The sequence below is a fragment of the Citrobacter freundii complex sp. CFNIH4 genome, assembly GCF_002934505.1.
GTDB lineage: Bacteria > Pseudomonadota > Gammaproteobacteria > Enterobacterales > Enterobacteriaceae > Citrobacter > Citrobacter freundii.
Window position 1 is genome coordinate 2109945 of sequence record NZ_CP026231.1, and the last position, 22024, is coordinate 2131968.

General features: G+C 52.0%; 21 protein-coding genes and 2 pseudogenes. 12 read left to right on the top strand and 11 right to left on the bottom strand.

The genetic code is table 11. The annotated features are described in order from the left end of the window. Positions 1-68: 68 nt before the first annotated feature. Together C2U41_RS10740 and C2U41_RS10745 are read right to left on the bottom strand one after the other, a co-directional pair. Positions 69-728 (bottom strand): fumarylacetoacetate hydrolase family protein, encoded by a 660-nt coding sequence (locus tag C2U41_RS10740; protein WP_003020947.1) that lies wholly within the window; start codon positions 726-728, stop codon positions 69-71. A 69-nt stretch (positions 729-797) separates the two neighbouring features. Then, a complete protein-coding gene (locus C2U41_RS10745) occupies positions 798-1091 on the bottom strand; it encodes a YcgL domain-containing protein (protein ID WP_003020949.1) in 294 nt (97 codons plus the stop codon). Between the two features lie 126 nt (positions 1092-1217). Here C2U41_RS10745 and minC point away from each other — a divergent pair, with 126 nt between their 5' ends. Genes minC through minE form a run of 3 tightly spaced genes read left to right on the top strand, consistent with a single transcriptional unit; the run spans position 1218 to position 3031 of the window. Next, positions 1218-1925, top strand: coding sequence for a septum site-determining protein MinC (minC, locus tag C2U41_RS10750; protein WP_003844062.1), 708 nt, complete (start codon positions 1218-1220; stop codon positions 1923-1925). 23 nt (positions 1926-1948) lie between these two features. Then, the gene (gene minD / locus C2U41_RS10755; protein ID WP_003020956.1) at positions 1949-2761 is read left to right on the top strand and encodes a septum site-determining protein MinD; all 813 of its coding nucleotides are present in this window, start codon (positions 1949-1951) and stop codon (positions 2759-2761) included. A gap of 3 nt (positions 2762-2764) precedes the next feature. Next, on the top strand, positions 2765-3031 hold the full coding sequence (minE, locus tag C2U41_RS10760) for a cell division topological specificity factor MinE (protein ID WP_001185666.1): 267 nt from the start codon (positions 2765-2767) through the stop codon (positions 3029-3031). Positions 3032-3117: 86 nt separating this feature from the next. On the opposite strand, the gene C2U41_RS10765 is transcribed toward minE, so the two are convergent. Next, positions 3118-4035, bottom strand: coding sequence for a LysR family transcriptional regulator (locus C2U41_RS10765; RefSeq protein ID WP_103848636.1), 918 nt, complete (start codon positions 4033-4035; stop codon positions 3118-3120). A gap of 103 nt (positions 4036-4138) precedes the next feature. Between C2U41_RS10765 and C2U41_RS10770 the strand changes: the two genes are divergently transcribed. Then, positions 4139-5224, top strand: a complete 1086-nt coding sequence (locus C2U41_RS10770) for a tartrate dehydrogenase (protein WP_103848635.1) — start codon at positions 4139-4141, stop codon at positions 5222-5224. Between the two features lie 48 nt (positions 5225-5272). Here C2U41_RS10770 and rnd read toward each other — a convergent pair whose 3' ends face one another. The 5 genes from rnd to C2U41_RS10800 form a co-directional block, all read right to left on the bottom strand. Beyond that, complete coding sequence (gene rnd, locus C2U41_RS10775) at positions 5273-6388, bottom strand: ribonuclease D (protein WP_044711056.1); 1116 nt, start codon at positions 6386-6388, stop codon at positions 5273-5275. A gap of 84 nt (positions 6389-6472) precedes the next feature. After that, entirely contained in the window at positions 6473-8158 is a 1686-nt protein-coding gene (gene fadD, locus C2U41_RS10780) for a long-chain-fatty-acid--CoA ligase FadD (RefSeq protein WP_003020970.1), read from the bottom strand. Between the two features lie 204 nt (positions 8159-8362). Continuing rightward, on the bottom strand, positions 8363-8947 hold the full coding sequence (locus C2U41_RS10790) for a Slp family lipoprotein (RefSeq protein ID WP_003020975.1): 585 nt from the start codon (positions 8945-8947) through the stop codon (positions 8363-8365). Positions 8948-9041: 94 nt separating this feature from the next. Next, the gene (tsaB, locus tag C2U41_RS10795) at positions 9042-9737 is read right to left on the bottom strand and encodes a tRNA (adenosine(37)-N6)-threonylcarbamoyltransferase complex dimerization subunit type 1 TsaB (RefSeq protein ID WP_046671124.1); all 696 of its coding nucleotides are present in this window, start codon (positions 9735-9737) and stop codon (positions 9042-9044) included. Between the two features lie 58 nt (positions 9738-9795). Then, the gene (locus C2U41_RS10800; protein ID WP_003020980.1) at positions 9796-11706 is read right to left on the bottom strand and encodes an ATP-dependent DNA helicase; all 1911 of its coding nucleotides are present in this window, start codon (positions 11704-11706) and stop codon (positions 9796-9798) included. A 140-nt stretch (positions 11707-11846) separates the two neighbouring features. On the opposite strand from C2U41_RS10800, the gene C2U41_RS10805 reads away from it, so the two are divergent. Then, positions 11847-12191 carry a RidA family protein gene (locus C2U41_RS10805; protein ID WP_003020984.1) on the top strand — a complete coding sequence of 115 codons (345 nt, stop codon included), beginning with the start codon at positions 11847-11849 and terminating at the stop codon, positions 12189-12191. A 6-nt stretch (positions 12192-12197) separates the two neighbouring features. Here C2U41_RS10805 and C2U41_RS10810 read toward each other — a convergent pair whose 3' ends face one another. After that, positions 12198-12377, bottom strand: coding sequence for a YoaH family protein (locus C2U41_RS10810; RefSeq protein WP_003020986.1), 180 nt, complete (start codon positions 12375-12377; stop codon positions 12198-12200). 83 nt (positions 12378-12460) lie between these two features. Between C2U41_RS10810 and pabB the strand changes: the two genes are divergently transcribed. From pabB to C2U41_RS10840, 6 genes and pseudogenes are all read left to right on the top strand, one after another. Further along, a complete protein-coding gene (gene pabB / locus C2U41_RS10815) occupies positions 12461-13822 on the top strand; it encodes an aminodeoxychorismate synthase component 1 (RefSeq protein ID WP_046671126.1) in 1362 nt (453 codons plus the stop codon). A 3-nt stretch (positions 13823-13825) separates the two neighbouring features. After that, on the top strand, positions 13826-14404 hold the full coding sequence (locus tag C2U41_RS10820) for a CoA pyrophosphatase (protein WP_003020991.1): 579 nt from the start codon (positions 13826-13828) through the stop codon (positions 14402-14404). Between the two features lie 183 nt (positions 14405-14587). Continuing rightward, positions 14588-15952 carry an L-serine ammonia-lyase gene (gene sdaA, locus C2U41_RS10825; RefSeq protein ID WP_046671127.1) on the top strand — a complete coding sequence of 455 codons (1365 nt, stop codon included), beginning with the start codon at positions 14588-14590 and terminating at the stop codon, positions 15950-15952. 130 nt (positions 15953-16082) lie between these two features. Beyond that, positions 16083-16745, top strand: a pseudogene (locus C2U41_RS10830) (CSS-motif domain-containing protein); the annotation flags it as partial. A gap of 68 nt (positions 16746-16813) precedes the next feature. Beyond that, positions 16814-17818 (top strand): IS110-like element IS5075 family transposase, encoded by a 1005-nt coding sequence (locus tag C2U41_RS10835; protein ID WP_000427614.1) that lies wholly within the window; start codon positions 16814-16816, stop codon positions 17816-17818. Between the two features lie 257 nt (positions 17819-18075). Beyond that, positions 18076-19011, top strand: a pseudogene (locus C2U41_RS10840) (EAL domain-containing protein); the annotation flags it as partial. Between the two features lie 6 nt (positions 19012-19017). Here C2U41_RS10840 and yoaE read toward each other — a convergent pair. Both yoaE and C2U41_RS30125 read right to left on the bottom strand, forming a co-directional pair. After that, entirely contained in the window at positions 19018-20577 is a 1560-nt protein-coding gene (gene yoaE / locus C2U41_RS10845; protein ID WP_003844070.1) for a CNNM family cation transport protein YoaE, read from the bottom strand. Beyond that, on the bottom strand, positions 20565-20774 hold the full coding sequence (locus C2U41_RS30125) for a protein YoaL (protein WP_008785027.1): 210 nt from the start codon (positions 20772-20774) through the stop codon (positions 20565-20567). Before C2U41_RS30125 ends, yoaE begins: the two co-directional genes overlap by 13 nt. Positions 20775-21036: 262 nt before the next feature. Between C2U41_RS30125 and manX the strand changes: the two genes are divergently transcribed. Continuing rightward, complete coding sequence (gene manX, locus C2U41_RS10855; protein ID WP_016150389.1) at positions 21037-21999, top strand: PTS mannose transporter subunit IIAB; 963 nt, start codon at positions 21037-21039, stop codon at positions 21997-21999. Positions 22000-22024: the final 25 nt, after the last annotated feature.

Sequence of the window (22024 nt, forward strand, 5' to 3'; positions counted from 1 at the left end):
GCTGCACCTTATAACCAGTCTGGCACGCTGATGCAAGTTTTGCCGCCCGAAAAGGCGGCAAGAGGAGATTACAGCACGCGTGTCGTCAGCGTTTGACCATGAAAACTGATGGCCAGCTCATCGCCGCTGTTTAACGGTCCAACACCCGCTGGCGTCCCCGTCAGCACAACATCGCCCGCTTTGAGAGTAAAGAAACGGCTCATATAGGCAATCAAAGGAACGATTTGATGGATCATATCCGCCGTGGAGCCGTGCTGGCGTGTTTCACCGTTGACCGTTAACCCCAGCATCGTATCCTGCGGATCGCCGTTAAACTCGGCCACCGGAATAAACCCCGACAGCGGGCAAGAGTTATCAAAACCTTTCGCTTTTTCCCACGGTTGCCCCGCCTTCTTCATTTTGCCCTGAATATCACGCAAGGTCAGATCCAACGCGACGCCATAGCCCGCGATGGCTTTGCGCACATGTTCTTCCGTCGCCTGACGTAGGGTCGCGCCAATCAGTACCGCCAGCTCAACTTCATGGTGAACTGAACCCATATCAGATGGAATCACCAGCGGCTGGCGCAAATCGCACAGCGCAGTTTCCGGTTTGATAAACAACACCGGCTCTTCCGGAGGGGTTCCGCCCATCTCTTTAATATGGTTGGCATAGTTACTCCCTACGCAAACCACCTTACTCACCGGATAATCCAGCAGAGCACCATGCCAGTTATGATGTTGATACATTATTTTCCCCTAACGTAGTTATCGATTTCAGGTACTGCATCGATGGGGCGTGCTGCTGCCGGATGCAGTTTAACGTTTAGCGTCTGGTGTATTTTGTTTCGCCGCAGCCAGATGCTGTTTAAGTAAATCTTCTGGCGGTGGTGGTATTTGTAAATAATAGCCCTGCTCGGTGAGTGCCTGTTTTACTTTTTCCAGATCGGCATTAACGAGCTTTTTACGGCCATCAAGCGGCAGCATCATTGCCAGCGTCGGCTGACCAAATCCTTTCATCAGTTCTTCAGGAACTCGCGAGAAATCGTCTTTTTTTTCGACATATAAATAGGTCTGGTCACGTTTACTGCTTCGGTAGATCACACAAAACATATCTTTTACTCTGAATTCACGGAATGGTGGCTTGCCTCAATATAATACTGACTATAACATGCCTTATAGTCTTCGGAATATCACCCCGCGCTGGGGATGATAAATAGCAAATTGAGTAAGGCCAGGATGTCAAACACGCCAATCGAGCTTAAAGGCAGTAGCTTCACCTTATCAGTGGTTCACTTACATGAAGCAGAACCCGAGGTTATTCGTCAGGCGTTGGAAGACAAAATCGCGCAGGCACCTGCTTTTTTAAAACATGCTCCCGTCGTGGTTAACGTGAGTGGTCTTGAAAGCCCGGTAAACTGGTCAGCGTTGCAGAAAGTTGTCGCGTCTACTGGATTGCGCATTATCGGCGTTAGCGGATGCAAAGACGCCAGACTCAAGGCTGAAATCGACGAAATGGGTCTTCCTTTACTGACAGAAGGTAAAGAAAAAGCTATTCGTCCTGCGCCCGTTGAGGCCCCGGCTCACGTCGCTCCGCCGCAAAACGTTACTCCCATCACAAAAACACGATTAATAAATGTGCCGGTTCGTTCCGGTCAGCGCATTTATGCACCACAATGTGATCTGATTGTTACAAGCCACGTCAGTGCAGGCGCAGAGCTTATCGCTGATGGCAATATTCATGTTTATGGAATGATGAGAGGCCGTGCGTTGGCAGGCGCTAGCGGTGATCGGGAAGCGCAAATTTTTTGTACCCATCTGACGGCAGAACTGGTGTCTATCGCAGGTGTTTATTGGCTGAGTGATAAAATCCCAGCAGAATTTTATGGCAAAGCGGCACGTCTGCAATTAGCAGAGAACGCTTTGACAGTTCAACCGTTGAATTGATCCCTTTTTAACAAGGAATTTCTATGGCACGCATTATTGTTGTTACTTCGGGTAAAGGGGGCGTTGGCAAAACCACCTCCAGCGCGGCCATCGCTACAGGTTTGGCCCAGAAGGGAAAGAAAACTGTCGTTATTGATTTTGATATCGGCCTGCGTAACCTTGATCTGATTATGGGTTGTGAACGCCGCGTCGTTTATGACTTCGTCAACGTTATTCAGGGAGATGCGTCGTTAAATCAGGCGTTAATCAAAGATAAGCGTACCGAAAATCTCTTTATTCTTCCGGCCTCACAGACTCGCGATAAAGACGCGCTGACGCGTGAAGGCGTCGCGAAAGTTCTGGACGATCTGAAAACGATGGAATTCGACTTCATTGTCTGCGACTCTCCGGCGGGTATTGAAACCGGTGCGCTGATGGCCCTGTATTTTGCCGATGAAGCGATAATCACCACTAACCCGGAAGTTTCCTCTGTACGTGACTCTGACCGTATTCTGGGGATTCTGGCGTCGAAATCTCGTCGTGCGGAAAACGGTGAAGATCCGATTAAAGAGCATTTGTTGCTGACGCGCTACAACCCTGGCCGCGTAAATAAAGGTGACATGCTGAGCATGGAAGACGTACTGGAAATTCTGCGAATCAAGCTGGTTGGCGTGATTCCTGAAGATCAGTCAGTCCTGCGCGCGTCTAACCAGGGTGAGCCGGTTATTCTCGACATCAATGCTGATGCCGGTAAAGCCTATGCTGATACCGTAGACCGTCTGTTGGGAGAAGAACGTCCTTTCCGCTTCATTGAAGAAGAGAAGAAAGGTTTCCTCAAACGCCTGTTCGGAGGATAAGTTATGGCATTACTGGATTTTTTTCTCTCGCGGAAAAAGAGCACAGCGAACATCGCTAAAGAGCGACTGCAGATTATTGTTGCGGAACGCCGTCGTAGTGACGCCGAGCCACATTATTTACCGCAGTTGAGGAAAGATATTCTCGAGGTTATCTGCAAGTATGTACAAATTGATCCTGAAATGGTGACCGTACAGCTTGAGCAAAAAGACGGCGATATTTCTATCCTCGAACTTAACGTGACATTGCCTGAAGCCGAAGAATCTAAATAACGGCTTTACTCAGAGAGTCATCGTTACAAAAAAGGCAGATTATTCTGCCTTTTTTATTTTCTGTTTCTTGCCATCCTGTTGCACTATTATTCCAAAGTAAACTTTGGATAGTTTTCGGTAAAATAGCGGCGCAAATACTCGACCGTAATACGGATTTTTGCCGACGTCGCCAGCCGGGAAACATACACCGCCCAAATATTTGCTGGTTGATAATACTCGGGCAATATGTGTATCAAGTTTCCGCTGGCAATGTTGTCGCAAACGTCCCACCATGACCGCAGGGCTATTCCCTGGCCATCAAGGCACCACTGATGTACCACTTCGCCATGATTAGACGACAGAGGTCCCGTAACTTTAATCGAATGCTCGCCCTCTTTATTGCGCATTTGCCAGATACCAAACGGATGGTCGCGCTCTTTGATCACCAGACAAGGAAGAGTGGCAAGATCGTTGAGTTGCTTCGGCGTCCCATGCTGCGTCAAAAATTCCGGCGAGGCGCACAAAATACGGTAATTAGTCGCCAGCTTGCGGGCAATCAGGTTCGGCGCGATATCATCCCCGATACGAATATCAAGATCGATGCCCTCATTCACCATATCCACCAGACGATCTTCAACATCGAACCTCAGTTCTAACTGCGGGTACTCTTTTGCCAGCGCAGACAGCGCCGGAGCCACCACCCGGCGGCCAAAACCAAAGCTACTAATTATACGCAGCATCCCCCGCGGAACCTGCCTGGCATCAGAAAGCTCGTCCATCATTTGATCGACATCCTGTAGGATCCGCTGCGCCCATTCGTAGATCCGCTCCCCCTCTTCCGTGATGGTTACGCGCCGCGTTGTTCGATGCAGCAGCACTACATTCAGCGTTTGCTCCAGCAGGGCAACGCGCTTACTGATAAAAGCCGGTGATACGCCCAGTTCCTCGGCAACGGCGGCAAATCCTGCACGACGGGCAACCAGCATAAAGACGCGTAAATCATTTAGCAGCGGCAGATTATTCATGATCTGTGTTTTATGTTTCACCAGTTAGGGGGATTAACTATTAATCAGTCAATTATAGGATAAGGAGAAAGTCAATTTTGATGGCGCACAAGTGAGAGCTGCTATGAAGAAAACCTGGCGTATCGCCGCTATCCCCGGAGATGGCATTGGTAAAGAAGTCCTGCCTGAGGGCATTCATGTGTTGCAGGCAGCCGCCGAGCGTTGGGGGTTGTCGCTCAGCTTTGAGCAAATGGAATGGGCCAGCTGCGAATACTACGCCCATCACGGCAAGATGATGCCCGATGACTGGCATGAGCAGTTGCAATCCTTCGATGCTATCTATTTTGGCGCGGTTGGCTGGCCGGACACCGTGCCTGACCACATCTCATTATGGGGTTCGCTGCTTAAGTTTCGCCGCGAATTCGACCAGTACGTCAACCTGCGCCCAGTGCGCCTGTTTCCGGGAGTTCCTTGCCCACTGGTTGGCAAGCAGCCTGGCGACATTGATTTCTACGTCGTACGCGAAAACACCGAGGGAGAATACTCTGCCCTCGGCGGACGCGTGAGCGAAGGTACTGAACACGAGATGGTGATCCAGGAGTCGGTCTTCACCCGCCGTGGCGTCGACCGAATTTTGCGTTATGCCTTTGAACTGGCACAAAGTCGACTACGCAAAACGTTGACTTCGGCGACCAAATCCAATGGGCTGGCCATCAGCATGCCCTACTGGGATGAACGCGTCGAAGCGATGGCGTCACACTATCCTGAGATCCGCTGGGATAAACAGCATATTGATATTCTGTGCGCCCGCTTTGTCATGCAGCCTGAGCGATTTGACGTCGTGGTTGCTTCCAACCTGTTTGGTGACATCCTCTCCGATCTCGGTCCAGCCTGTACCGGAACGATTGGCATTGCGCCTTCTGCCAACTTAAATCCGGAACGCACCTTCCCGTCCCTGTTCGAGCCGGTACACGGTTCGGCCCCGGATATCTACGGTCAGAATATCGCCAACCCTATAGCGACTATCTGGGCTGGAGCCATGATGCTCGACTTCCTTGGCAACGGTGATGCCAACTATAAAGCCGCCCACGACGGTATTGTGGCGGCAATTGAGCAGGTCATTGCCAGCGGCCCGAAAACGCCAGATATGAAAGGCTGCGCCACCACCCAACAGGTAGGTGAAGCCATTCGTCAGGCACTGTGTCGCTAACTCAAATCCGATTAAAAACGGGAGCGCCAGCTCCCGTTTTTAGGTTTTCTACTGTGGGTATTCCTGCAGCAGCGCGTTGAGTCGTTCAGCCATCAACTCGCCACGCCAACCGGAAATCAGCTCCGGCAGAGTCTGCTGTGACTTTAATTTCCAGTGCCAGTTGAGTAGCTGGTTGATTTGACGGCGTGAAGCAAGCAGCTCGACGCTAAGATTATGTTCCGCACTCACTTCAGCAACCAGCGTCTTAATGGCTTTGAACGCCTTGCGATAGCCTGGCATATCCATCAAATTCAGCAGCGGCTGCGGCAGCGACTCTTCCGGTAAGGCCTGTGCCTTTTCTACCAAGGAGATCAGCGTCTTGCCGTGGAAGCGAATTTCGCTCCCGGAAAGTCCCAGACTATCCAGCTCGCCCAGACTGCCCGGCATATAACGAGCGACCGACCACAGGTGTTCTTCACGCACCACAAAGTTCACCGCCAGATCGCGCTCACGTGCTTTACGCAGTCGCCAGTCGGCAAGCAGTTGCAGGCAGGCCAACTGACGGGTACGCAGCTGCCAGGCGTTGGTGATGTCGCGCCATGCGTCTTCAGGCGCCAGAACCTCCTGGCGACGCTGCTGCATTAAGCGACATTCGTCCAGTGCGGCTGGCAGCCAGCCGCTGGCTTCAGTTTCGACCATCAGTTTTGTGGTGATCGGTAATAGATACCAGACATCAGCCGCCGCGTACTCACACTGACGCTCGGTCAGCGGTCTGGCCAGCCAGTCAGTACGCGACTCGCTTTTGTCGAGCGCCACGCCCGTAAACTCTTCCACCATCGCGGCAAAGCCCCACGACAGCGGACGACCGCAAAAAGCAGCCAGAATTTGTGTATCAATCAACGGCTGCGGCAGTTCGCCAAAAGTGTTGAGAAACACTTCCAGATCTTCGCTACCTGCATGTAGGAATTTGGTGATGGCAGTATCACGCAGAATATCGCGCAGCGGCGACCAGTCGGTGATCCCCTGCGGATCAATCAGAGCAACGTGTTTGCCATCAAACAGCTGGATCAGCCCCAACTGCGGATAATAGGTACGCGTGCGAACAAATTCTGTATCCAGGGCTATCGCCGGAAATTCACGGACGGCTTCGCACAGCGTGGCCAACGCGTCGTCCGTGGTGATCATTTGATAATTCAAATCGTGCTCTCTTAGGTTTGCGCCAAAAAAAACGCCGGATTACCCGGCGTTTTCTGCTGGCTGACTTAACGCTCAGCCTTTATTGTCCACTTTGGCGCGCGCTTCGTCACGTAATTCTCGTCGCAAAATTTTACCGACGTTAGATTTCGGCAACTCATCGCGAAACTCCACCAGCTTCGGTACTTTATAGCCCGTCAGGTGACGACGACAGAAAGTGACCAGCGCTTCATCGGTTAACGAGGCGTCTTTCTTCACCACGAAAATTTTCACCGCTTCACCGCTGCTGCCGGACGGAACACCAACCGCAGCCACTTCCTGCACGCCAGGATGTTGCATAACCACGTCTTCAATTTCGTTCGGATAGACGTTAAAGCCGGACACGAGGATCATGTCCTTCTTACGATCGACAATACGCAGGAAACCTTCATCATCCATCACTGCAATATCGCCGGTGTGCAGCCAGCCGTCTTTGACGATTTCGTCAGTGGCGTCTGGTCGCTGCCAGTAGCCCAGCATCACCTGCGGGCCTTTCACGCAGAGCTCCCCCGGTTCTCCCGGCGGCACTTCGTTGTCGTCGTCGTCCACCAGCTTGACCTCGGTGGAAGGCACCGGTAACCCGATACTGCCGCTGTGGTAGTCGATATCGTGAGGATTGACGCTTACCAACGGCGCGCACTCCGTCAGGCCGTAGCCTTCCAGCAGATACTGACCTGTCAGCTTCACCCAGCGTTCAGCTACCGCCTGTTGAACCGGCATTCCGCCGCCTGCCGAGAGGTGGAGTGAAGAGAAATCCAGTTGCTGGAACTCTTTGTTATTCAGCAGCGCGTTAAACAGCGTATTGACACCGGTCATCGCGGTAAATGGATACTTCGCCAGCTCTTTTACCAGCCCCGGAATATCACGCGGGTTAGTAATCAGCAGGTTTTGACCACCTAGCTCAATAAACAGCAGGCAGTTCATCGTTAGCGCAAAAATGTGATACAGCGGTAGGGCCGTTACCACCAGTTCTTTACCCGGATGCAGCAACGGGCCATAGGTGGCGTTAACCTGCTCCAGGTTAGCCAGCATGTTGCGGTGTGTAAGCATCGCGCCTTTCGCCACGCCGGTTGTCCCGCCAGTATATTGCAGGAACGCCAAATCTTCCGACACGACTTCGGGCTTCACATACTGCATGCGATAACCGTTTTGCAGCGCACTGCGAAACGAGATGGCATCCGGCAGGTGATATTTCGGCACCAGACGCTTGATATACTTAACGACGAAGTTAACCAGCGTCCCTTTGGCGGTGGACAGCTGATCGCCCATACGCGTCAGGATCACGTGTTGCACAGACGTTTTGTCGACTACTTTTTCCAGCGTGTGGGCAAAGTTAGATACGATGACAATCGCCGACGCACCGCTATCGTTGAGCTGATGTTCCAGCTCGCGAGGCGTGTACAGCGGGTTTACGTTCACGACGATCATGCCGGCACGTAAAATCCCAAACAGTGCGACCGGATATTGCAGCAGATTCGGCATCATCAGCGCGACGCGATCGCCCTTTTTCAGCCCGAGCCCCTGTTGCAAATAAGCGGCAAACGCACGGCTACGCTCTTCAAGCTTGCGGAAGGTCATCACCTCCCCCATGTTTACAAACGCGGGCTGATCGGCATACCGTCTTACTGAGTGTTCAAAGAGTTCCACCAGGGATTGATAACGGTCAGGATTGATCTCCGCAGGAACACCAGCGGGATAACGGTTAAGCCAAACCTTTTTCAATACATCACCTCTAAAATGCGTATTCGTCGTCATCACAACCCCAGGCAATAAACAAACTGTTAACATAATATTAACTCAGCGTACCAGTTTGTTTATTACACAACGACAAGGTTGCGAAGCACGTCACTATTTATTTTTCTTATATCCACGTTAATGCAGAAACAGCGGACGGGCCGCTGTTTCTTTTACCAATAAAACAAAGAGTTACTCTGTTACTATGGTCTGAACCTGTGCCGGGCCGGGATTGTACCAGCCCCATCCACCATAGCCACCGTAAGGCCAGCCACGCGCACCATAGAACCAGGGGTCGATAGGCTGAGGCGGCATGACAATCTGCTGAGTAATATGCCAGCGTTTATAACCGGTTACCTGCATCAGCATGAATTTATACGGCGTATTACCTATTTTTCCGTCCACCGTACCGCTAATCGGGCCGACGACGGTGACCAGTTGCCCGCGAAAGTCCACCGGGTCGAGGAAACCATTTACATCAGCATATATACGCCCGCGAGAGGCTTCACCCAGCACTGGACGCGCACCACTATCGAGCGGAACGGTGGCAATTTCCAGACGGGATTTTCCCTGCTGGTTCTGAATATCCACCACTTTGCCACCAAAACGCGCTTCCTGTCCGACATACAGCTGCGGCGCATTCATCACCCGCACCAGATCCTGCTGCGGCATCGGGCTCGAACCTTTAATCGCATCCGGGATGGTGACGCAGCCGCTAAGCATTAACGCCAAGGCCCCCGCCAACACACCTTTCAATAACTGCTTTTGCACCGCCATATTGCGACTCCCTTTTCTTAGCTTCTGCCCCGGCCTGTTCACAATACTGTGCACCGACGTCTATGAAAATTAACCGGGGATGTACTACTAAGATTCATTCTTTACCGGGAAGTTTCTTCCACGCCACGGTGTTACGTAAATAAACCGGTTCCGCGTGTTCGACCGCTACGGTCTTACCCGCAGCCAGCATTTGCGTGGCGACAGGCAGCATATCTTCAGCCGCAGGAAGCAGCACGTCACCATCGCTGAACGTCAGACCGCTGTCTTTACCAAGCTCAGGCCAGGCTGGCCATCCCGTCCCAACAGTTACCCACTCGCCAGAAAGCTGCAGTAAACGCTCATGTACCTGCTCGGGGGTTAACACCGCTTCGGTTTCTTCACCGTGCCAGTTGCCGTTGTCATCACGCTGGTATTCGGCCCAGTAGACTTCGCCCATTCGCGCATCAATCGCCGCCAGTACACGAGTCGCGCCCGACTTACGCCAGGCGCCCTGCGCCATGGTCGCCAGGGTGGAGACGCCGATCATCGGTAAGTTTGCGCCTAACGCCAGCCCCTGAGCAATGCCAATACCGATACGTACGCCGGTGAAACTGCCGGGACCGCGACCAAACGCCAGGGCGTCGATATCGGTTAACGTGAGATCGCCAGCGGCCAGGATTTCCTGAACCATCGGTAAAATTCGTTGGGTGTGTTCTCGTGGGCAAAGCTCAAAGTGAGCCTTGATAGTACCGTCATTCCACAGGGCAACAGAGCACGCCTCTGTGGCGGTATCGATAGCCAGAATTCGCATGGGTGTTTGTGATCAGATCAATAAATTTGGCGCGCATCTTACCACACTCCGTAACAAATTACTCAGTCGTTGGTATGGCAAGAAAGCGAACCGCGCGAGCGATGTCACGCGTCCGCGGCGCAGGAGGAAGACTCGCCAGGAAGGTGGCGCCGTATGGCCGCATAACCAGACGATTGTCGCAAATCACCAGCACGCCGCGATCGTCAGCATCACGTATCAGACGCCCTACCCCCTGCTTCAGGGTGATTACCGCATCCGGCAACTGGACGTCTTCAAACGGATCGCCGCCGCGCAGTCGACAATCCTCCATTCGGGCTTTTAACAGCGGGTCGTCCGGCGAGGTAAACGGAAGTTTGTCGATTATCACCAGCGACAGCGTATCACCGCGCACGTCCACGCCTTCCCAGAAGCTGCTGGTGGCAACCAGTAGCGCATTACCTGCGCTGACAAACTGCTGTAACAGTTGCCCTTTACTGGTTTCGCCCTGCAGCAGAACGGGAAGCGTCATGGTGGCGCGGAATTGTTCCGCCAGATCGCGCATCATCGCGTGCGAGGTGCACAGCATAAAGCAGCGACCGTTGTTCGCTTCAATAATAGGTCGCAGCATGGATGCTAACTGGCGCGCAGCCCCCGGCTGGTTGGTTTGCGGGAGATTACGCGGCACGCATAGCAGCGCCTGGCGCGTGTAATCAAATGGACTCGGCAATAACATCGACTCGGCATCTTCAATCCCCAACCTCGCGGTGAAATGATGAAGGTCATCGTTTACTGACAGCGTCGCGGAAGTAAAAATCCAGCAGCCCGGCTTTTGCTCCATCACTTCTTTGAATTTATCCGCCACAGTGAGCGGCGTCAGCGCGAGAGTGAAATGGCGAGAGGTGCATTCATACCAGTAGCTGAAGCCTGGCTGGTTGATCTCTTTCAGACGCTTCAGGCGCGCACGGTAAAGTGTGGCGCGTTCAAACGCGGCATCCAGCAATGCCGAACGCCCAAGAGACAGCTTCGCCACGTCATAACATAGCTCCAGCGTGTCATCGAGCAGCAAAAACGCGCGCTGTACGCGCTGGTCGGCCAGCAGTTCCCGCAGGTTTCCGCGATAGCCCGGCTCACCAAGTTGCAAGCGAAAGTCCTGAGCGCTTTGTGCAAGGCGATCGGCGCACTTTTGCAACTGCTGAGTGTCTTTCAGCTCGGTGCGATAGGCAATGGTGATGTCTTTCGCCAGGTCTAACAGTTGGCGACTGGAGAGCGATTGACCAAAGTACTGGCTGGCGATATCCGGTAGCTGATGCGCTTCATCGAAGATCATTACATCAGCTTCCGGGATCAGTTCGCCAAACCCGCTCTCTTTTACCACCATATCAGCGAGAAACAGATGGTGGTTAACCACGACGACATCCGCATCCATCGCTTTTTTACGCGCTTTCACGACAAAACACTCTTTATACAGCGGGCAGTCGCTGCCCAGACAGTTGTCATTAGTGCTGGTGACCAACGGCCAGGCCTGAGAGTCTTCCGCCACGCTGACGCAGGTGCTGATGTCCCCATCAAGGGTTTGATTTGACCAGGAGCGCAGCAGGATGACGTCGCTTAACGTTTGTACCGGCAAGTCACCACCCGCGAGTGCCTGCTGTTCGAGACGTTCAAGGCACAGATAGTTTGAACGCCCTTTCAGCAGCGCCAGTTTACCGGTGAACTTTAGTGCCTTAGCGACGGTCGGGAGATCGCGGCTGTATAGCTGATCCTGCAACGCCTTCGAGCCCGTGGAGACAATGACCTTCTTTCCGGCACGCAGCGCTGGGGCAAGATAAGCATAGGTTTTACCCGTCCCGGTTCCGGCTTCTACCACCAACGGTTGTGATTTTTCGATGGCATGACTGACGGCGATGGCCATCTGCCGCTGTGGTTCTCGCGGTTTAAAACCCGGTATTGCTTTAGCCAACTGACCGTCTGCTGCAAAATCGTCCGTCACACTGCCCCCTGTTCATTTGAACAGGGATTATGTCAGGCCAGCAGCTCTTTCGCCAGTTGAAGAGGTGACGTAGGCACAACATTATGGCAGTCTTGGCGCAACCCAAAGCCATTTGAAAACACGTAAATGAGGAATGATTTATGACGATTGTGCGCATTGATGCCGAAGCGCGTTGGTCCGACGTGGTTATCCACAACAACACGCTGTATTACACTGGCGTGCCGGAAAATCTGGATGCAGACGCTTTTGAGCAAACGGCAAATACGCTGGCGCAAATTGATGCGGTGCTGGAAAAACAAGGCAGCAACAAGTCACGTATTCTTGATGCCACCCTGTTTTTGGCAGACAAAAACGATTTTGCCGCCATGAACAAAGCCTGGGACGCGTGGGTTGTTGCGGGTCACGCGCCGGTACGTTGTACCGTTCAGGCCGGGTTGATGAACCCGAAATACAAAGTTGAGATTAAGATTATCGCTGCAGTTTAAGCGGCGTTATTCGTCTTCATCTTCAAAACGCGCCACGATCCGCTCGCCGGTATGACTGGCGCGTAACTCTTCAGCAACAAGAGCAATGGCTTGTCCGCTGCTCATCCCCTGCGACATCAGCTCCTGAATACGCTCTACCGCTTTTTGCTGCTGCTCATGACTGAGTGAAGGTAAACCTGCAAACATTGTTAACTCCTGCTAAATTGTCTGCGCTAATTATTTCATGCTACCGGGCAGTTAGCCAGTAGAGTAGCAACGAGTCAGGACTGATGAAGACGTTATCTCCCGCAGTAATCACATTACCCTGGCGTCAGGACGCCGCTGAACGCTATTTTTCGACATTAAGCCATCTGCCCTGGGCGATGCTGCTGCATTCGGGTCAAGCCGACCATCCGCATAACCGCTTTGATATTCTGGTGGCGGATCCCGTCACCACGCTTGTTACGCGAGCTACAGAGACCGTAGTGCAGGACGGGCACGCAACCTCGCGCTCGCTTGATGATCCCATGACGGTATTACATTCCGCACTAATCGCACACAAGATTCACCCCGAATATCACCCCGACCTGCCGTTTCAGGGCGGTGCGTTAGGTCTGTTTGGCTACGATCTTGGCCGACGCTTCGAATCTCTGCCCACTATTGCAGAGCGCGATATTACGCTACCGGATATGGCCGTTGGAATTTACGACTGGGCACTGATTGTCGATCACCAGTTGCAGACCGTATCGCTGCTCAGCCATACCGATGTCGAGGCTCGCCTGAAATGGCTCGACGCGCAACAACCGCCAACGCGTGAGCCGTTTACATTAACTTCGGCGTGGCAGTCTAATATGAGCCGTGCTCAGTACGGCGAAAAATTCCGCCAGGTGCAGGATTATCTGCACAGCGGTGACTGTTACCAGGTCAATCTTGCCCAGCGTTTTCAGGCGCATTACCAGGGCGATGAGTGGCAGGCATTTGTCACTCTCAATCACGCCAACCGCGCCCCGTTTAGTGCATTTATTCGTCTTGAGGAAGGTGCAATCCTCAGCCTTTCGCCGGAACGATTTATTCTGCTGGAAAACCAGCACATCCAGACGCGTCCGATTAAAGGTACGCTACCGAGGCTTGAAGATACCGATGCCGATCGTGAGCAGGCCCGGCGACTGGCGAATTCGCCGAAGGATCGTGCGGAAAACCTGATGATCGTCGATTTGATGCGTAATGATATTGGCCGCGTTGCCGTACCGGGTTCGGTACAGGTTCCGGAGCTGTTTATCGTCGAACCGTTCCCTGCCGTTCATCATTTGGTCAGCACCATTACCGCACGTCTGCCAGAGTCATTATACGCCACCGATCTGCTACGCGCCGCCTTCCCCGGCGGCTCTATTACCGGCGCGCCGAAAGTGCGGGCGATGGAAATTATCGACGAACTGGAGCCGCAAAGACGCAACGCCTGGTGCGGCAGCATTGGTTATCTGAGCTTTTGCGGCAATATGGATACCAGCATTACCATTCGCACGCTGACAGCCACAAACGGACAAATTTATTGCTCCGCAGGCGGTGGTATTGTTGCAGACAGTCAGGAAGACGCTGAATATCAGGAAACATTTGATAAAGTGAATCGCATTTTGCACCAACTGGAGAATTGACACGTGGAATACAGCAGCCTGACGCTCGATGATTTTTTATCGCGCTTTCAACTCCTGCGCCCGCAGGTCAATCATGCCGCGTTAAACCAGCGCCAGGCCGCCGTACTGATCCCCGTCGTGCGTCGCCCACAGCCGGGGTTGCTGTTAACCCAGCGTTCCGTTCACCTGCGCAAGCACGCCGGACAGGTCGCATTCCCCGGTGGGGCAGTGGATAGCAGTGATGCCTCGTTAATTGCCGCCGCCCTTCGCGAAGCGCAGGAGGAGGTGGCGATCCCTCCTTCATGCGTAGAAGTGATTGGCGTTCTGCCGCCTGTCGACAGCGTGACCGGTTTCCAGGTCACCCCAGTGGTAGGCATTATCCCGCCTAATCTGCCGTATCGAGCCAGTGAAGATGAAGTTTCCGCAGTGTTCGAAATGCCGCTGGCCCAGGCCCTGCATTTAGGTCGTTACCACCCGTTGGATATTTACCGTCGTGGCGATTCACATCGCGTATGGCTTTCCTGGTATGAGCAATATTTCGTCTGGGGAATGACTGCCGGAATAATTCGTGAGCTGGCGCTGCAAATTGGCGTCAAGCCCTGACTATACTTATCTTTACGCACACAATAGACAACTTGAAACTCAGGTCACAACATTAGTAAAACCGCGGTTATCTATTAGTTTAATTCATGTGAATAGTTAAGCCGTTCGCCGCGTTCCCTCTTACACTATGCGCAGTTATAACATCGTTACTGGAAAGCCCAGTCGCCCTGTAGGAGTATTATCGTGATTAGTCTATTCGACATGTTTAAGGTGGGGATTGGTCCCTCATCTTCCCATACCGTAGGGCCTATGAAGGCGGGTAAACAGTTCGTCGATGACCTGGTCGAAAAAGGATTACTGGACAGCGTTACTCGTGTCGCCGTCGACGTGTATGGTTCACTGTCGCTCACGGGTAAAGGTCACCACACCGATATCGCCATTATTATGGGTCTGGCGGGCAATGAGCCTGCTACCGTGGATATTGATAGCATCCCCGGATTTATCCGCGACGTAGAAACGCGTGGACGCCTGCTGCTTGCGCAGGGTCAGCACGAAGTGGATTTCCCGCAGAATGAAGGGATGCGTTTTCACAACGGCAACCTGCCGCTGCATGAAAACGGAATGCAGATCCATGCGTACAATGGCGAAACCGTCATTTATAGCAAAACCTACTACTCAATCGGCGGTGGATTCATCGTTGATGAAGAACATTTTGGTCAGGATGCCTCGGGCGAGGTCAGCGTGCCTTATCCGTTCAAATCCGCTACTGAAATGCTGGAATATTGCAACAGCACCGGCCTGTCTCTCTCTGGCATGGCAATGCAGAACGAACTTGCGCTGCACAGTAAAAAAGAGATTGAAGAGTATTTTGGCCACGTCTGGCAAACCATGCAGGCATGTATCGATCGTGGCATGAACACCGAAGGTGTGTTGCCGGGTCCGCTGCGCGTTCCTCGCCGAGCTTCAGCCCTGCGTCGTATGCTGGTTTCCAGCGATAAGCTGTCTAACGATCCAATGAACGTGATCGACTGGGTGAACATGTTTGCGTTGGCCGTTAACGAAGAAAACGCCGCGGGCGGTCGCGTAGTGACAGCGCCAACCAACGGTGCCTGCGGTATCGTGCCTGCGGTACTGGCCTATTACGATCATTTCATTGAGTCCGTTAGCCCGGATATCTATACCCGCTATTTCCTGGCGGCCGGTGCGATTGGCGCGTTGTACAAAATGAACGCCTCTATCTCTGGTGCAGAAGTAGGTTGTCAGGGTGAAGTGGGCGTAGCCTGCTCCATGGCTGCCGCGGGTCTGGCTGAACTGTTAGGCGCAAGCCCGGAACAGGTGTGTGTTGCTGCTGAAATCGGCATGGAACATAACCTCGGTTTAACCTGCGATCCGGTTGCCGGTCAGGTACAGGTACCGTGCATTGAGCGTAACGCAATTGCCTCAGTGAAGGCGATCAACGCTGCGCGTATGGCAATGCGCCGTACCAGCGCGCCGCGCGTCTCGCTGGATAAGGTCATTGAGACTATGTACGAAACGGGTAAAGACATGAACGCCAAATACCGCGAAACGTCACGCGGTGGCCTGGCGATCAAAGTTCAATGTGACTAATACTTAATTTTCGCCCATCTGCAACGGATGGGCGAATTTGCCCCCTCACCCTCGTCTACTGTAATTTTCCCCACTACACTTGCTCTGTTGCTGTTGGCTTCTGTGACCAACGGCTTATCGGGCGGCCCGCATGCAAACAGCACAACGGATCATTAAAAATTATCGCCGGAATCGCTTAATCGTCTGCACAGTATGTGCACTACTGACGCTCATCCTCACATTAACTGTCCGATTTATTTCGGAGCGTAATTTAAATCACCGAAATATCGTCACCTTTGCCAACCATGCTGTAGAAGAACTGGATGACGTGCTTTTACCCTTGCAGACCGGACGGGATGTATTGCTGCCGTTGATTGGCCTCCCCTGCTCAGTGGCGCGTTTACCCTTAAGCAAACATGCCGCAAGATTGCAAACGGTACGTTCTATTAATCTGATTCAAAGCGGGATCCTCTATTGCTCCAGCATTTTTGGTTATCGTAATGTTCCCATTAGTCAACTGCAGCCCGAATTACCCAGCAGGGAACCGCAACTGCTGCTGTCTACCGACCATTCATTGATTAAAGGCAGTCCGATTCTGACTCAGTGGTATCCGTCCTCTGCCGATGGTGAAGATGGCGTGCTGGAAATCGTCAATATTGACTTATTGTCGTCTATGTTGCTTGAACCCCAGCCGCCGCAGATCACCGATGCCAGCTTAACCGTTGGTAATCGGCATCTACTGTATGATCAAGGTGTTGTCGATACTCTGCCTAAGCTAAATGATGAAAAACGCTACCAGCTTTCATCTCAACATTTAATGAGATGGTCACTCCCTCCTTCCCAGTACTATGCTGAGGACAGGCTTTCATTCGGAGAACCATCATGGAAAACATTGCGCTTATTGGTATCGATCTGGGTAAGAACTCTTTCCATATTCATTGTCAGGATCATCGTGGGAAGGCCGTTTACCGTAAAAAATTCACCCGACCAAAGCTAATCGAATTTCTGGCGACATGCCCGGCAACAACCATCGCGATGGAAGCCTGTGGCGGTTCTCACTTTATGGCACGCAAGCTGGCAGAGTTAGGGCATTTTCCAAAGCTGATATCACCGCAATTTGTCCGCCCATTCGTTAAAAGCAACAAAAATGACTTCGTTGATGCTGAAGCTATCTGTGAAGCAGCATCACGTCCATCTATGCGTTTCGTGCAGCCCAGAACCGAATCTCAGCAGGCAATGCGAGCTCTGCATCGTGTCCGTGAATCCCTGGTTCAGGATAAGGTGAAAACAACTAATCAGATGCATGCTTTTCTGCTGGAATTTGGTATCAGCGTTCCGCGAGGTGCTGCCGTTATTAGTCGACTGAGTACCCTTCTTGAGGACAGTAGTTTGCCTCTTTATCTCAGCCAGTTACTGCTGAAATTACAACAGCATTATCACTATCTTGTTGAGCAGATTAAAGATCTGGAATCTCAGTTGAAACGAAAGTTGGACGAAGATGAGGTTGGACAGCGCTTGCTGAGTATTCCCTGCGTTGGAACGCTGACTGCCAGTACTATTTCAACTGAGATTGGCGACGGGAAGCAGTACGCCAGCAGCCGTGACTTTGCGGCGGCAACAGGGCTGGTACCCCGACAGTACAGCACGGGAGGTCGGACGACATTGTTAGGGATTAGCAAGCGGGGCAACAAAAAGATCCGAACTTTGTTGGTTCAGTGTGCCAGGGTATTCATACAAAAACTGGAACACCAGTCTGGCAAGTTGGCCGACTGGGTCAGGGAGTTGTTGTGTCGGAAAAGCAACTTTGTCGTCACCTGTGCTCTGGCAAACAAGCTGGCCAGAATAGCCTGGGCACTGACGGCGCGACAGCAAACTTACGAAGCATAAAGGCAGAAATACACCAGTTTAAACAATCATTCATCTGGTTTTGCGAATACTGATATTGATGATACTAACGGCCCACCGGCCTGTTGAGGAACCTGTAAAACGGAAAGGCTCATTGAAGCCGTATATTTTCTGGAGGTTCATCAGGCGCGGAACTCATCGAGGCGCGGGAATAAAATCCCATTCAGACGCCGGATAGATTCAAGCAAGCCAACTTGTCGTCAAAATCGGTGTTGCAAAAACGGGAGTGACCATAGATTCCGTTTACCATTAGCGTCACCGGCCCCGGTCCCAGTGAGTTGGCGGTAAAACACCTGCCAACACAGCTGCCGCTGGCGGTGATCCTAAGTTTATTAGTGGGTTATCTGGCATGGCTGGCTACCGCCAGCAGAATGAGTTTCTCATGGGAGATTAATCTGGCCCTTGCTGCTCGGGAATTCGAACTATTTTGCCAGCCGCTGCTTAATGCGCAAACCCAGCAATGCATGGGCGTGGAAATCCTTTTACGCTGGAATAACCCTCGCCAGGGTTGGATCTCTCCGGAAGTGTTTATTCCCATCGCTGAGGAGCACAACCTGATTGTACCGCTTACCCGCCATGTCATCGCAGAAACCATTCAGCAACGACACGTTTTCCCGATGAGCAGCCAGTTTCATATTGGGATTAATGTCGCCGCCAGCCATTTTCGTAATGGTACGTTGCTAAAAGATCTTAATCAGTACTGGTTCAGCCAGCACCCAATCCAGCAATTGGTTATCGAACTGACCGAACGCGATGCGTTACTGGATGTGGATTATCGGGTCGTACGCGAATTAAATCGGCTTGGCGTAAAACTGGCGATTGATGATTTCGGTACCGGCAATAGCTCGCTCTCCTGGCTGGAAAAGCTCCGCCCGGATGTGCTGAAGATCGATAAATCATTTACTTCGGCAATAGGAACAGACGCCGTGAACTCAACCGTCACAGACATCATTATCGCTTTGGGGAAAAAATTGAATATAGAACTGGTGGCGGAAGGCGTTGAAACACAGGCGCAAGCTCAGCATTTGCGCCGACACGGCGTACATTTATTGCAAGGTTTTCTGTATGCCAAGCCAATGCCGCTGCGCGATTTTCCAAAATGGCTGGCGGGCAGCACGCCGCCGCCCACCCGGCATAACGGGAGACACAGTATGCCCGTCATGCCGTTTCGCTAAACCCGGTTACTCGTCTTCGTCGTGAGCGGGTTGTTCTTTAACAATGCGAACTAAATCCACACGATAGTCATTCGCTTCGACAATCGTAATGCTCAGCGGTGCGACCTCGATAACATCACCTACACGAGGAATATGGCCGTTAGCCGCAATGACTAAACCTGCCACCGTAGCGATGTCTTCGTCTTCATTCACTAACGTATCCACGTCCAGCGCCTGTTGCAACGCATGCAGATCGGTACCGCCTTTGACCAACCAACCGCCTGCATCAGCTATAATTTCAGGCGTTTCATCGGCATCAGGGAATTCACCGGCGATGGCTTCTAATACATCCAGCGGCGTGACCAGACCCTGTACTACGCCAAACTCGTTTGTGACGATAACGAAGCTACCGCGGGCACGACGCAGAACGCCTAACAGATTGATCGGGTCCAGCGTTTCCGGAACAACAATAGCCGGAGAAGCAGAGGCAATCGCCGCCACATCCACACCGTCTTCCAGCGCCACCAGCAGCTCTTTAGCACGCACGATACCGATGATTTCATCCAGTTCACCACGACATACCGGGAACAGGCTATGAGGTGACGAAAGCAACTGCTCGCGAATTTCCTCCACGCTCAGGTCTGCATCAACCCAACTGATCTCCCCACGAGGCGTCATAATGCCGCGTAATGAACGCGACGCCAAAGAGAGGACGCCGTTGATCATATAGCGTTCTTCTTCTACAAATGCGCCTTCCGGGACGGGAACCGGTACCGGATTGTCGGATTCCATCTGCACGCTGGCCTGACGTTTACCGCCCATCAGACGGAGAATCGCATCGGCAGTACGAGCACGCAATGGCAGCGTCGACTGGTGACGAATAAAGTTACGACGGGCAATCTGGTTAAACAGCTCAATGATGATTGAGAAACCAATCGCCGCATACAGATAGCCTTTCGGAATGTGGAAGCCAAACCCTTCGGCAACCAGACTCAGACCAATCATCAACAGGAAGCTCAGACACAGCACCACCACCGTCGGGTGTTGGTTCACAAATCGGGTCAACGGCTTAGAGGCCAACAGCATCACGGCCATGGCAATCACTACTGCCGCCATCATCACTGGCAGATGGTTGACCATACCGACCGCCGTAATCACAGCATCCAGCGAGAACACTGCATCGAGGATGACAATCTGCGTTACGACAACCCAAAAGCTCGCATACCCTTTCGTCTGCCCGGTATCATGTTCACGGTTTTCCAGCCGCTCATGCAGCTCTGTCGTAGCCTTGAACAAGAGGAAGATCCCCCCCAGCAGCATAATCAGATCGCGCCCCGAGAACGCATAGTCCATTACCGTGAACAGCGGCTTTGTCAGCGTCACCATCCACGAAATCACGGACAACAGGCCCAGACGCATAATCAGTGCCAGTGACAAACCGATTAAACGCGCTTTATCTCGCTGTTTCGGCGGCAGCTTATCAGCCAGGATCGCAATGAAGACCAGGTTATCAATACCCAGAACAATTTCAAGAACGACAAGCGTGAGCAAACCCACCCAAATCTGCGGGTCCATTAATAATTCCATGACAAGCTCCTGCTTAAGGAATGACCAAACTGCGCGCTGAGGATCTCAGGCGTTAAAGCGATATGCAGAGAAAATTTGTGGCAAAAAGTGCCAATCTGACAGGCTTGATACGGCCTGAAGGTGAAATGACGTCGGTGACGATCCATATGGTGGGCTACTGCCCTATACTCCTGAGTAATTAAACAGATGCTAAACATAACAGAGAGAAGCGGTTTTTAGCAAAGATTTACCTTCCTTTGCAATAAGTTGTTTCGGAGATATTTTACCCTTCGAAATTTCTTTTAATCGGAAGTTAAATTACGGATCTTCATCACATAAAATATTTTTTTCGATATCTAAAATAATTCACGAAAATCATAGGTTTTTCTTTGTAACCCTTATCTGAATCGATTCGATTGCGGACGACGATTCAAATACATCTTCACGTTGATGTGTTAACGATAATAAAGGAGGTAGCAAGTGACCATTGCTATTGTAATAGGCACACATGGTTGGGCTGCAGAGCAGTTACTTAAGACGGCAGAAATGCTCTTAGGCGAGCAGGAAAATGTCGGCTGGATAGATTTCGTTCCAGGCGAAAATGCCGAAACGCTGATCGAAAAGTACAACGCTCAGTTGGCAAAACTCGATACCAGTAAAGGCGTGCTGTTTCTCGTTGACACATGGGGAGGCAGCCCGTTTAATGCTGCAAGCCGCATTGTCGTCGATAAAGAGCATTACGAAGTTATCGCCGGTGTGAACATTCCCATGCTGGTTGAAACCTTCATGGCGCGTGATGACAACCCGAGCTTTGATGAATTAGTGGCACTGGCCGTTGAAACTGGTAGCGAAGGCGTGAAAGCGCTGAAAGCCAAACCGGTTGAGAAAGCCGCTCCTGCCCCAGTAGCATCACCCAAAGCAGCAGCTCCCGCCAAACCGATGGGTCCGAACGATTATATGCAGATCGGCCTGGCGCGTATTGATGACCGTTTAATCCATGGTCAGGTGGCAACTCGCTGGACCAAAGAAACCAACGTAACACGCATTATCGTCGTCAGTGATGAAGTTGCCGCCGATACCGTGCGTAAAACGCTGCTGACTCAGGTAGCACCTCCGGGTGTGACGGCGCATGTGGTTGATGTCGCGAAAATGATCCGCGTCTACAACAACCCTAAATATGCAGGTGAGCGTGTGATGCTGTTGTTCACCAACCCAACCGACGTAGAACGTATCGTTGAAGGTGGTGTGAAAATTACCTCCGTAAACATTGGCGGTATGGCTTTCCGTCAGGGTAAAACGCAGGTAAACAACGCAATTTCTGTCGATGACAAAGACATCGAAGCCTTCAAGAAACTCAACGAACGCGGTATTGAGCTTGAGGCACGTAAGGTTTCTACCGATCAGAAACTGAAAATGATGGATTTGATTGCCAAGGTGAAATAATTCCCTGGCATTTACTTAGTTTTCA